Origin of the sequence: Arcobacter ellisii (assembly GCF_003544915.1) — a bacterium.
GTDB lineage: Bacteria > Campylobacterota > Campylobacteria > Campylobacterales > Arcobacteraceae > Aliarcobacter > Aliarcobacter ellisii.
The window spans coordinates 1,181,037-1,193,184 of the sequence record NZ_CP032097.1 but is presented as its reverse complement, the minus strand read 5'-3'; the positions used below and the strand labels follow the sequence as shown (position 1 = coordinate 1,193,184).

The following is a 12,148-nucleotide window of genomic DNA, read 5'->3' as shown; positions in this document are numbered from 1 at the left end:
AAGTAGTAGTTGATTCAGAATTAAATGAAAGTACAACTTTTAAATTAATTTTTTAAAAACTTCTATAAAATAAGAAACCTTCAAGAGTTAGTACTTGAAGGTTTTAAAAAAAAATACTAAAGAAGGTTTATTAATAATCAACCTCCATATCCTGTATTATCAGAATTAAGAAATTCTTGATGTTTTTCATATACAGATAATTCTTTTTTTGATGAATTGTCTTTATTCATTTCATGCATTGATTTATGCATTGCCATACATTTTTCTTTATCCATACCCATCATCGTGTTATTTTCACTTGCAAACAAACTTCCTGCAAATAAACCTGCTACTAGAACTGTGATTGTTAATTTTTTCATTTTTTATCCTTTGATTTTTTATATGTAGAATTATAATAATCTAATAAGGAAAGAATGTGGAAGACTATGTATTTGATTAATTTTTTTATAAAAAGTTTTAATTTAGAAGCTATTATTTGGAATTGCCATTAAAAAAAGATATAGAAAGAATTACTTTCTATATCTTTTTTAATTTTAGTCTAAGAGAATTTAAAACAACTGTCACAGATGAAAAACTCATAGCAATTCCTGCGTACATTGGAGTCAACATAACACCAATAATAGGATAAAAAACACCTGCTGCTAGAGGAATTCCTCCTATATTATAAATAAAAGCCCAAAATAAATTTTGTTTAATAATCTTCATTGATTCAATTGATAAGTTTATACTTTTTAATACAGCTTTTAGCTCATTGTTTATTAAAATAATATCTCCTGCATCTTTTGTAATATCAGAACCAGAATTTAAAGTAATTCCAATATCTGCTTGTTTAATTGAAGGTGAATCATTTATGCCATCTCCTACAAACATTACTTTTGCATCTTTTTGAAGTTCTATTATTACTTTATATTTTTCATCAGGAAGAACTTGAGAATATACTTTATCTATATCTAGTTTTTTAGCAACATAATTTGCTGTAATTTCATTATCTCCTGTTAATAATATAGGAATAATATTTTTTGCTTTTAAATCAGCAATTAATTCTTTTGCTCCATTTTTTATACTATCTTCTAAAGCAAAAACAGCAATACATTCTTTTTCTATAGATGCTAAAATAACTCCTGCTCCATCTTTTAAAGAGTTATTATAAAAATCTAAATATTTAGTATCTAATTTAATACCATTATTTTTTAAGAAAGATAGAGAACCAATCAATACCATTTTCTTTTCATAAATTGCACTAATACCAAGTCCCGGTACCAGTTTTATATCTTCAAGTTCAATATTTAATGGTATATTTTTATTTTTCGCAAAATCTACTATTGCTTTTGAAATAGGATGTTCACTTTTAGTTTCTAAAGAAGCTAAAATATCTAAATATTTTTCTTCATAAATAGCATCTTTAACACTTATAATTCCACTTGTTAAAGTTCCCGTTTTATCAAATACTGCATATTTTATATCTTTTATAATTTCTAATATTTCAGGATTTCGTATTAGAATTCCTTCTTGTGCAGCTTTTCCAACAGAACTTACTATTGCAATAGGAGTTGCAAGTCCCAAAGCACAAGGACAAGAAATTATTAAAACAGAAATTGAAGCTAATATAGCATTAAGAGCATCACCAACTATAAAATACCAAGCCAAAAAAGTGAGTATAGAAATAGCAATAACAATAGGAACAAAAATATTTGCAACATCATCAGCAAATCTACTTATAGGAAGTTTTTTACTTTGAGCGGTACTTAATAGTGCAACTATTTTTGATAAGGTTGTATCTTTTGATTCTCTTAAAACTACTACTTCTATAATTCCATTTGTATTTAAAGTTCCAGAAATTACTTCATCTCCGATAGTTTTATAAATAGGCATATATTCACCTGTAATCATAGAGGTATCAATATCTGCACTACCTTTTACAATAACTGCATCTGTTGAAATCTTTTCACCAGTTTTTATTAGAACTTTATCTCCTATTTTTAGTTGTGTTGCTAAAATAGTTTTAAAACTACCATCTTCAGAAATAAGTGTTGCATTTAAAGGAGCTAAGTCCATAAGTTTTTTTAAGAAATCAGTAGCTTTTGCTTTTGAACGCTCTTCAAGTAATCGTCCTAAAAGAATAAAACTAATTATAACAGCAGCTCCATCAAAATATAAAAATCTTAAATTTTCAGGAAATAGTGAAGGGGAAAATACTACAAAAACTGAGTAGAAATAAGCAGCACTAGTTCCTAGTGCAACTAAAACATTCATATCATAATTTTTATTACTTACAGCCTTATATGCTAGAGTATAAAATCTTCTTCCTGAATAAAATTGAATAACAGTTGCAAGTGAAAACATAATATATTGATTGTTTAGCAAATTTTGAAGAGGAAATAACATAAAATAAAGTATTATGATTGTGAGTGAGATACTTATAAAGAAATTATATTTTAGTTTATTGTAAGCGATTAATTTAGATTTTTCTAAAGCCTCTAAATTCTCTTCAACTCCATAACCTAACTTTCTGATTTTATTGAACAAAGATTCTTTATCTAAAAGTTTATTTTCAATTTCAAATTCACCTTCGTTTGAAGCAAAACTTACTTTTGAAGAGAGTAAGCCATCAAGTTTATTGACAGCTTTCTCAATTCCATTTGAACAATTTACACAAGTCATTCCCGAAATATTTATTTTTATGATTTCTTTTGACATTTTTAATCCTTGAATAACTTATATATTTTAATTGTCTATTATTTCAAATCCTAGTTCTTGCATTTCTTTTTTAAATGTAACTTCTTGTTCTTCTGTTAAGATTTCAAGAGTGACTTCTCTTGGTGAAGTATTTAAATTTACTTCAATCTCTCCAAAACTATCTTCTAAAGAACCTTTAATAAGATTTGCACAACTCATACAAGAGATGTTATTTGCTTTAAATGTTTTTTTCATGTTTTTATTTATGACCCATTTTCTTCATTTCTTCATCACTCATGCCATTTTTAGTTTTTTCATTAGCCATATCTTCATGCATCTTTTTCATTTCTTCATTAGACATACTATCTAATTTCTCATGGTTTTTTTTCATCTCTTCATCGTTCATGCCATTCATTTTATCATGCATTTTTTTCATTTCTTCATCAGTCATACCATTCATATTCATATGGTTCATCATTTTTCCTTCATGCATGTGGTCACCCATATGAGTAGCTTGTTGAGTTGTAGATTTATTAGCTTCAGCTGCATATAATGCACTACTTACAAATAACCCTAAACCTAATAATACTGTTGATAACTTTTTCATTTTAAATCCTTTTTTATTTTATTCGTAATTATATTTTTATTATGAGGAATCTATGTGGAGTAATTATTCTTAAAACCAGAATCTCACACCAACTACTGCATATACTTCATCTAATGATGAAATATCATTTGTATTGCCTAAATTTTTATTCCATTCAACTCCTATATAAGGTGCGAATTCTCTTGTAATTTCATATCTTAATCTTGTACCTATTGTAATATTTGAGAATCCGCTTCCAATACCCATTTCTTCATTATCTTTTGTATAAGCAGATAATTGAATACTTGGGGTTAATATAAGCTTTTGTGTTAATAATGCATCGTATTCAGCTTGAGTTTTTAATCCCATATTTCCATCTTCACCTAATAAAAGAGTAGTTCTTGTTTCAAAGAAATATTGAGATAATCCTTGTAATCCTATAATACCCCAAGTTTGATGAGCTTCATTATTTTTATCATAACCAATACCTATCTGAGCATCCCAAAAAGGAGAAATTGCTCTTGAATAAACTAATTGGTTTTCACTATTTGCAGATTCATTTTTAACTTTCTCACCTTCTGAATAAATATAAATCTTATTTATATCATAACCTGCATATCCATATACATCCCAATTAGTAGCTTTCTCATCACTAAATTGATATTCAAGTTTATCTACAACTAAAGAACTTCTAAAAATATCTCCTTCACCTTCCATTGCAAAACTATTTGTTGTAATAAATCCCAATAGAGATGTTGCTAATAATAATTTTTTCATAATAAAACTCCTTTAAGATACTATTACTTTTCTGAACATATCAGTCATATGATAAAGTAAATGACAATGATAAGCCCAAGAACCTTTTGCATCTACATTTACTCTAAAACTTATTTTTGAACCTGGTTGTACAACAATTGTATGTTTTCTCGGTAAATAATTGTCATCACCTGTTTCTAAATCACTCCACATACCATGTAAATGCATAGGATGATTCATCATCGTGTCATTAATATATGTTATTCTTAATCTTTCTCCATATTTGAACTCTAAAGGTTTTGCATCTTTATAAGTTATACCATTAATAGACCACATATATCTTTCCATATTCCCTGTAAGTCTTAAAATTATCTCTCTATCAGGATATTTATCATTAGTTGTAGGAGTTAATGATTTTAAATCTGCGTATGTTAAAACTCTTCTTCCATTATCTCTAAGTCCAACTCCTGGGTCACTAAGTCTATATTGTGGATTCATTGCTACTGCATCTACTTGAACACCTGTTGATTCTTCAAGTTTAGTAATTGGTATTTCTTTTTTCTGATTACTATTCATAGTTGACATATCATGTCCCATCATAGAATGATTCATTATAGGTTTTGGTTTTTCCACACTAGACATATCCATTCCTGCTCCACATTTCATAGCACTTTCTTGTTTAGCAGGTTTTTGAGTTTCCATAGTCGACATATCATGTTCTGAATTATTATCACTAGTCCCTCCCATACCCATATCTGCATGTGTTAATATTGGGAATGCATCCATTTGTGGAGTTTGAGCAATTACTTTTTCATCAAAAGTTAAAGCTCCAAGAGCATATCCACTTCTATCAATACTTTGAGCAAAAATCGAATAAGCTTTATTTACTTCAGGTTCTACTATTACATCATAAGTTTCAGCAACTCCTATTCTAAATTCATCAACAGTTACAGGTTGAATATTATTCCCATCCGCTGCAACTACTGTCATTTTAAGACCAGGAATTCTTACATCAAAAAATGTCATAGCTGCACTATTTATAAATCTTAATCTAATTTTCTCACCATTTTTAAATAATGCTTTAAACCCTGTAGCTGGGTTCTCACCATTCATTAAATATGTATATGTATATCCTGATACATCTGAAATATCTCTATCTGTCATTTTCATTTCGTTCCACATTTTTCTTTCACTAAATGCTTCGAAGAAACCTTTTTCTTTTACTTCATCAATAAAATCACCAACTGTTCGTTGTTTGAAGTTATAATAAGAAGAAGAAAGTTTAATTTTTCTGTAAACTGAAGATGGTTTTTCATCTGACCAATCTGATAATGAGATTACATATTCTCTATCATATTCATATGGGTCTTTTATTTTTGGTTCAATTATAATTGCTCCAAAAACACCTTCTTGTTCTTGAAATCCAGAGTGTGAATGATACCAATAAGTCCCACTTTGAAGTATTGGAAATTTATAAGTAAAAGTTTCTCCTGGTTTAATACCATTAAAGTTGCTAAATCCAGGAACACCATCCATAGAAGCAGGTAAAATAATTCCATGCCAATGAATAGAAGTATCTTCATTAAGATTATTAGTGACATTTATTGTAACTGTATCACCTTCTTTCCATCTAAGAGTAGGACCACTTAGCATTCCATTTACTGTTTTTGCAATACTTGGATTACCAGTAACATTTACAGCTATTTTTTCAATGCTTAAATTAAATGTATTTCCACTTAATTCAATCGTTTTTTTTCGAGTCGATATTTTAGAATTTGCACTCAGGTTTATAGGTATAGAGGCTATGATACTTGTTGCCAAAACGCCTTTTACAAATGTTCTTCTGTTCATATTATTCATAAGAAATTCCTTTTTTATTCATATTGAAGATATTACTATTTATATAAGGAATGAATGTGTAGAAAAATTTTATAAATAGTTAAAAATCTAATTATTTAGTTTATTTAAAAAACATTCCACCCATCATAAAACACCCCGTAAACAAAGTACTTATTAAAAATAGACTAATACCTATTTTTAATATATTTATTTTTTTCATTATTTTTCCTTTTATGTATTTTAATTAAAATAATCTATATGTATGATACTACTATTTGTGAGGAATGAATGTGTAAAGAATTTTATATCTAGGCAGGGTTAATAAAAATACCTTCAAAATATTTCTTGAAGGTATTTTATAAAAATTAAGAATTTAATTTAAATTAAAACTTCCTCTTTTTGTTTGTGTTACACCAACATTATGACTAAAAGTTAAAATATAATTATATGAACCTTTTTGTGGAAGATTTACATTAAATACATATTCTCCATTCTTATTTGTATTTGCACCTTTATAATCAATAGAAGTTTTATCTGGTGACAAAACAGTTAATTTTGTATTTAAATCATTATGAGAATGACCTTTATGTGTAAAATTTACATTTATATCATTATTACCTTGTTTTAATTCTGTTGCAGGTTTTATAATTACTCTATAGTCCTTAATATATCCTGGACTGTGAATAGTATTTGATACATCTTGTGCATATACACTTCCAATAACTAAACCTAATCCCAAAATTACTTTTTGTAAAACTTTCATTTTCTATCCTTTAATTTTTTATATGTGTAATGGTAATAATCTAATAAGGAGAGAATGTGGAACTTATAAATTTATATTTCAACGAGAAATGATTTTTAGAGTTAATGTTGTATCAAAGTGAGAGAAGATGATTTATAGGTCTATTCTATAAGCTTTGGCATATCAAATTAAGCTATATTTAAGATGCGTGTCGCTTTTAGTACCTTTATGTAAATGTAGCCAACTACTATCTTAATACCTTTTTTCATTAAACTTATAGAATTATTATGATATATTTAAGTTATTTTTTCTATAAAATAAATAAAAAAATCTTGAAAATTTTTAATCGCATACAACTCTTGGTTCATATTTTCCAGTTCTATAATTCAATGCTTTAGTAATATAAAAATTTTTATTATCTTTTATACACATAGCTTTTGCATTTTCTAAAGACTTAGAATCACAAGCACTAAACAAAAAGATAAAACAAAAAATTAATAAATATTTGTACATTGAAAACTCCTTAAATTTTATTAATTATATAACCTCTATTTGAAGAGTTTTTGATAAATAGTTCATCTGTTTTTTCTCTAATATTTTTAACCACATTTCTTAAGGAATATATTGAAAATTCCTTGCCTTTCCAAACAACACTTGAAATATCTTCATAAGTAACCAATTCATTTACGTTTGCAGCAAGTAAACTTATCAGTTTTTTTTCAGTACGTGTAAGTTTAATAATTTTCTTATCTTGATATAAAAGATCATTAGTCATATCGAAATAAAATCCTTTTTTAAAGTGAACTTTTTGATTATTATTAAAAAAATTCAAGTTTAATTCAATATTATTAACTAGAAAATTTTCATCAATATTTTTATTTAAGATTGCACATGTATTACAAAATTTGTATAAAGAAAGATCATTTGAGATCTCATCTTCTAATAAAATCATTGGAATATTAAAATTGTATGATTGTGTAAATTTAAATTCTTCTATAAAATTTGGTAATAAATTTTCATTATTATCAAAAATAATCAAATCAAAATTAGCAATATTTTCATTCAATAAATAAAATCTATCACTGTCAAAAAAAACTATATTACATCTATTATTTAAAATTTTTTTTACTTTTTCTACATAATTTATATCAGTACTAATAAATAAAATCGAACTAATTTTCTTATTATTTCTAGAATCTATAAAACCACTATTCATATAAAATCTCCTTGAATTATATCTCTTGATAAAATTCTATAATTAAATAGTGTTAAAATAATATCATTGTAATGATTTCGTATAAAAATTATTAAATATAATTATATTCTTTATTCAGGACTTGATTTTAATTATTTTTATTTATGAGTTTAGAAACAATTAGTCAGGTTTATCATTTTTTATTATTCAAGAAGATAATCAATAGTGAATTTGAATTTTTCAATACAATTATACTTTTTTAACACTATCAAAATAGGCAATGAGTTTACTAAAATGATATATTTAGGGCTTTTTAGAGATTCAATGCAGAAGACCCTATACACTTCGTTTAGTAATAAAACTTATAAATATTCATTATTTAAAATTATAATTGTTAAATAATAATTTTTTATTTTAAATAAAATTTGAAAGATTTTAAATAATAATATCTTTCTAATACTATTTAATAATATAATTAGACATGATAACATTAGAAGAGTATAAAAAAACGTTAAATATTTTATATATTGAAGACGACAAAGTATTGGTATCTAAAATAAAATTAATACTTCAAAAAAATTTTAAATCTATATTTGTAGCTTCAAATGGAGAAGAAGCATTGAAAATTTTTAAATCCAATTGTATTAATTTAATAATTAGTGATATAAATATGCCAAGGATGGATGGATTAACTTTTTTAAAAAATTTAAGAAAAATAAATAATGATATTTCTTTTATTTTTTTAACAGCAAAACAAGAAGTTAATACAATAATTGAGTCCATTGAATATGACATAAGTAGTTATATTTTAAAACCTATTGATTTAAATAATTTTTTTCATATAATTAATAAAACATTAGAAAAAGAATATAAAAAATACATAAATTCAGAAGAAAAATATCTAATAAAAATAGATAATAACTTTTCTTGGAACAGACAAACAAAAGCACTTTTTAAAAATAATGTTGTAATCAAATTAACAAAAAAAGAATTATTATTATTTGAATTATTATTACAATACGATGATAAAATTTGTTCTATATCAGAAATAATATATTACTTATGGGAAGAAGAATTGGGACAAAAGGATTATATTTCTAATTTAAAAAATATAATTTCTCGTCTTCGAAATAAAATACCTCAAATAATAATAGAAAATATTTATGGTTTAGGATATAGAATTAAAATTAGTAAATAGGAAACTATAATGGATAACTTAAAAGATTTTATAAAAACGTTAAATGTACTTTATGTAGAAGATGAAACAAGTGCTAGAGAGATTTCAACAAAAATATTAAAAATATTTTTTAATAGAGTTGATGCAAAAGGAAATGGATTAGAAGGATATTTTGCATTTAAAGAAAAATATCTTAACAATGAAAGATATGATTTGATTATAAGTGATATTAATATGCCCATATTAGATGGAATGGAGATGTTAGAAAAAATTAGAGAAATGGATACGCAAGTACCTGTAATTTTTATTACAGCAAGACATGAATCTAACATCTTATTAAGAGCAATTGAATTACAAATTTCAGATTTTATTATCAAACCTTTAAGCATTGATACTATAACTACTATTATAAATAAAGCATCAGAGAAACTATTTTTAATAAATACATTACTTAAAAAAAATACTGAACTAGAACTCTATCTTAAAACTATTGAACAAATCGCATTCATTATTAAAATGGATTTAGATTTCAATATTACTTATATAAATCAACTTTTTTGTAATACTATAGCTTGTGAAATGTCCGATGTGATTGGTCAAAATTTCAACTTATTAAAATCAAAAATATCTACTTCTTCTGTATTTGATAATTTAAAAGAAAACTTATTAAATGGTCAAATTTGGGAAGATACTATTAAAATAGAAAAAGATAAAAATGAATTTATTTATTTAAAAGCAAAGATTATACAAATATTGGATACTTCAAATAAAAATGTACAAGAGTATGTTTTTATTGCTTATACAATAACTGATCAAGAAAATGAAAAAAAAGAATTAAATAAAAAAATGTTTCAAAATATTGCCCATCTAAAAAAAGAATCCCACAATAATTTACTTGAAAATAAAAAAATGGAAGAGGAAATAAAATTACTTAAAAATCACATAATTCAATTAGAAGAACAGCTAATTAATGCAAATAAATCTAAATTGAGTTTATTAACTCAAGTGGAAGCATATGAAATAAGTAGTTTAAATCAATCTAGTATAAAATTAGAATTATTAAGAAAAAAGAATGAAGAGATTGAACAACTAAGAAAAACTATTCAAAAATTTGAAGTTGAAAAAAATTTATTAATTGAAAAAAACAATGATCAAAAACACACACTTGAGAATAAAAATAATCTTATAGATATATTTCAAAAAAATGAATTAAAATTAAATAGTAAGATCAAAAATTTAGAAGATATTATTAGTGACTTAGAAAAACAACAAGAGAAAGAACTTAAAAAAGGTATATTTGGTAGTGTAAGACTAAGTGTCTAAAAAAAGAGTTTCTAAAAATTTCTCTTTGTTAGTTTTTTCTATTATTCCTTGAATAATATTTTTTAACTCTTCATCAAGTTTATGAATATCACTTGTAACAATAAATAAATTATTATTTTTCATTTTCAAAAACTCTTTTAGGTTAGGTTCATTAATGAAATCTAGGTCAATAACAATTTTATCATAACTCGTTTTTTCATTTTCAAGTTCTAGTAATAAATTCTCAAATGAAGTTATTTGTTTTACTAGAAAAAATTTCTTTTTTAATTTGAGTACTATTTCAAAATAATACATTGGATCATTATTTAATATGATAATATTTTTATTCTTTTTTTCCTCAAATTTTTCAGTTTTTATAAAAGTGTTTTTTTTATCTACTTGTTTTGTTATTTGGGGTAGAATACTATCTTGTCCATCTAAGTTCTTTTTGATTAGGACAGTAAATTCACTTCCTTTTTCTAATTCACTTTTAACACTAATTTTACCATATAATATTTTTGTCAATTCTTTACAAATAGCTAATCCAAGTCCTGTTCCTCCATATTTTCTATTTAATTTTCCATCTATTTGTTTAAATCTTTCAAATATATATTCTAATTTGTCATTTTCAATTCCTATTCCTTCATCTCTTACTATAAACTCTATATATTCATTTTTATTATTAATAATAAATTCTATTTTTCCTTTATTAGTAAATTTAATAGCATTACTTAAAAGATTTATTAATATTTGTCCAATTAACTTTTCATCATTTCTAATAAATTCTATTGAAGAATCATTCTTGAAAATAAATTCTAATCCCTTTTTTTCTACTTGTATCAAAAACATATCATATATTTTATTTATTGATTCATAAAAATTAAAATGCCTAGAATTAATAATAACTTCACCAGCTTCAATTCTAGAAATATCCATAATATCATTTATTAAATCTAAAAGTTTTTTACCACAATCATTTATTATTGTTAAATTTTTAATTTGAATTTCATCTAAATTTCCTTTTTTATTGTTCATCATAATTGATGATAAAATATTTATAGAATTCAATGGTGTTTTTAATTCATGGCTCATATTAGCAAAAAACAAATCTTTGTATTTCTGAATTTCTATTAATTCAAATTTTTGATTAACTAAATCTTTTGTTAAATTTTTCAAATCTTTATTTCGATTTTCTAAATTTATTTGCATTTGATTTAAAGATTTTGACAAAATACCAATTTCATCATTTAATTTTAAATAAGGGATTTTTATTTCTTTATTTTTACCAATATTTTTTGCTACTTCAGATAAATGTATAAGTTTTTTATTTAATTTATTTCCTACTATAAAAGCTAATATACTTGAAATAAATATTTCTATCAATATAATTAAAATATTATTATTTTTTGTTTCATTTAAAAAAATTCTATTTTTAGAATGATCAAAAATTACATACATAGACCCAATGTAAGTATCATCTTCTTTAAATTCTTCATATCTTAATTCATATTCATCTTCATCTGATGATAAATTTTCATCAGATTTTATTTTTAAAATTTCTTCAATACTTTTATATTTGAATCTAAACTTAGAAGATACAATATTATTTTTACTATCTAGTATAATTATTGAATTTATATATTTTAAATTTGCAGTATTTTCAGTGATATTATCTAATGTTGCTAAATCATAAATGCTCAAAGGTATAATTATTAGATTTTTTAGAAAAGATATATTTAAATCAATTTTTTCATTAATTAATTGTTTAGAAGAATTGCTAATTACATTAAAATTAAATGAAACAATTAATAAAATAAAAAATACTTCTAATACTACAAAAGATAATATGAATCTATATTTAAATGACATTATTTG

Annotated in this window: 12 protein-coding genes; 2 read left to right on the top strand and 10 right to left on the bottom strand. The window is 24.0% G+C overall.

What is annotated here, in order from left to right; all coding sequences use genetic code 11:
• Nucleotides 1-137: 137 nt before the first annotated feature.
• The 9 genes from AELL_RS06155 to AELL_RS06120 all read right to left on the bottom strand — a co-directional run bounded on the left by AELL_RS06155 (nt 138) and on the right by AELL_RS06120 (nt 7,815).
• Nucleotides 138-359 carry a hypothetical protein gene (locus AELL_RS06155; RefSeq protein ID WP_118917107.1) on the bottom strand — a complete coding sequence of 74 codons (222 nt, stop codon included), beginning with the start codon at nt 357-359 and terminating at the stop codon, nt 138-140.
• Between the two features lie 157 nt (nt 360-516).
• Nucleotides 517-2,697 carry a heavy metal translocating P-type ATPase gene (locus tag AELL_RS06150; protein ID WP_118917106.1) on the bottom strand — a complete coding sequence of 727 codons (2,181 nt, stop codon included), beginning with the start codon at nt 2,695-2,697 and terminating at the stop codon, nt 517-519.
• Between the two features lie 27 nt (nt 2,698-2,724).
• Entirely contained in the window at nt 2,725-2,931 is a 207-nt protein-coding gene (locus AELL_RS06145; protein WP_118917105.1) for a heavy metal transport/detoxification protein, read from the bottom strand.
• 4 nt (nt 2,932-2,935) lie between these two features.
• Nucleotides 2,936-3,283, bottom strand: coding sequence for a hypothetical protein (locus AELL_RS06140; RefSeq protein WP_118917104.1), 348 nt, complete (start codon nt 3,281-3,283; stop codon nt 2,936-2,938).
• Between the two features lie 69 nt (nt 3,284-3,352).
• Nucleotides 3,353-4,039, bottom strand: a complete 687-nt coding sequence (locus AELL_RS06135; protein ID WP_118917103.1) for a copper resistance protein B — start codon at nt 4,037-4,039, stop codon at nt 3,353-3,355.
• A 12-nt stretch (nt 4,040-4,051) separates the two neighbouring features.
• Nucleotides 4,052-5,878 (bottom strand): copper resistance system multicopper oxidase, encoded by a 1,827-nt coding sequence (locus AELL_RS06130; RefSeq protein WP_226806021.1) that lies wholly within the window; start codon nt 5,876-5,878, stop codon nt 4,052-4,054.
• Nucleotides 5,879-6,230: 352 nt separating this feature from the next.
• Nucleotides 6,231-6,620, bottom strand: coding sequence for a FixH family protein (locus tag AELL_RS06125; protein WP_118917102.1), 390 nt, complete (start codon nt 6,618-6,620; stop codon nt 6,231-6,233).
• A gap of 321 nt (nt 6,621-6,941) precedes the next feature.
• On the bottom strand, nt 6,942-7,112 hold the full coding sequence (locus AELL_RS14245) for a hypothetical protein (RefSeq protein WP_164967272.1): 171 nt from the start codon (nt 7,110-7,112) through the stop codon (nt 6,942-6,944).
• A 10-nt stretch (nt 7,113-7,122) separates the two neighbouring features.
• Nucleotides 7,123-7,815: a winged helix-turn-helix domain-containing protein gene (locus tag AELL_RS06120; RefSeq protein ID WP_118917101.1), complete on the bottom strand. Its 693-nt coding sequence runs from the start codon at nt 7,813-7,815 to the stop codon at nt 7,123-7,125.
• 460 nt (nt 7,816-8,275) lie between these two features.
• Here AELL_RS06120 and AELL_RS06115 point away from each other — a divergent pair, with 460 nt between their 5' ends.
• The gene (locus AELL_RS06115) at nt 8,276-8,992 is read left to right on the top strand and encodes a response regulator transcription factor (RefSeq protein ID WP_118917100.1); all 717 of its coding nucleotides are present in this window, start codon (nt 8,276-8,278) and stop codon (nt 8,990-8,992) included.
• A gap of 9 nt (nt 8,993-9,001) precedes the next feature.
• Nucleotides 9,002-10,294: a response regulator gene (locus AELL_RS06110; protein WP_118917099.1), complete on the top strand. Its 1,293-nt coding sequence runs from the start codon at nt 9,002-9,004 to the stop codon at nt 10,292-10,294.
• Here the strand turns inward: AELL_RS06110 and AELL_RS06105 are convergent.
• Nucleotides 10,283-12,142 carry a sensor histidine kinase gene (locus tag AELL_RS06105; RefSeq protein ID WP_118917098.1) on the bottom strand — a complete coding sequence of 620 codons (1,860 nt, stop codon included), beginning with the start codon at nt 12,140-12,142 and terminating at the stop codon, nt 10,283-10,285. The genes AELL_RS06110 and AELL_RS06105 overlap by 12 nt on opposite strands.
• Nucleotides 12,143-12,148: the final 6 nt, after the last annotated feature.

What these genes read in the sequence shown, in the direction of transcription:
- AELL_RS06155 (WP_118917107.1), bottom strand. Translation starts at nt 359, where the DNA reads ATGAAAAAATTAACAATCACAGTTCTAGTAGCAGGTTTATTTGCAGGA.
- AELL_RS06120 (WP_118917101.1), bottom strand. Translation starts at nt 7,815, where the DNA reads ATGAATAGTGGTTTTATAGATTCTAGAAATAATAAGAAAATTAGTTCG.
- AELL_RS06125 (WP_118917102.1), bottom strand. Translation starts at nt 6,620, where the DNA reads ATGAAAGTTTTACAAAAAGTAATTTTGGGATTAGGTTTAGTTATTGGA.
- AELL_RS06150 (WP_118917106.1), bottom strand. Translation starts at nt 2,697, where the DNA reads ATGTCAAAAGAAATCATAAAAATAAATATTTCGGGAATGACTTGTGTA.
- AELL_RS06105 (WP_118917098.1), bottom strand. Translation starts at nt 12,142, where the DNA reads ATGTCATTTAAATATAGATTCATATTATCTTTTGTAGTATTAGAAGTA.
- AELL_RS06140 (WP_118917104.1), bottom strand. Translation starts at nt 3,283, where the DNA reads ATGAAAAAGTTATCAACAGTATTATTAGGTTTAGGGTTATTTGTAAGT.
- AELL_RS06130 (WP_226806021.1), bottom strand. Translation starts at nt 5,878, where the DNA reads ATGAATAATATGAACAGAAGAACATTTGTAAAAGGCGTTTTGGCAACA.
- AELL_RS06135 (WP_118917103.1), bottom strand. Translation starts at nt 4,039, where the DNA reads ATGAAAAAATTATTATTAGCAACATCTCTATTGGGATTTATTACAACA.
- AELL_RS14245 (WP_164967272.1), bottom strand. Translation starts at nt 7,112, where the DNA reads ATGTACAAATATTTATTAATTTTTTGTTTTATCTTTTTGTTTAGTGCT.
- AELL_RS06110 (WP_118917099.1), top strand. Translation starts at nt 9,002, where the DNA reads ATGGATAACTTAAAAGATTTTATAAAAACGTTAAATGTACTTTATGTA.
- AELL_RS06145 (WP_118917105.1), bottom strand. Translation starts at nt 2,931, where the DNA reads ATGAAAAAAACATTTAAAGCAAATAACATCTCTTGTATGAGTTGTGCA.
- AELL_RS06115 (WP_118917100.1), top strand. Translation starts at nt 8,276, where the DNA reads ATGATAACATTAGAAGAGTATAAAAAAACGTTAAATATTTTATATATT.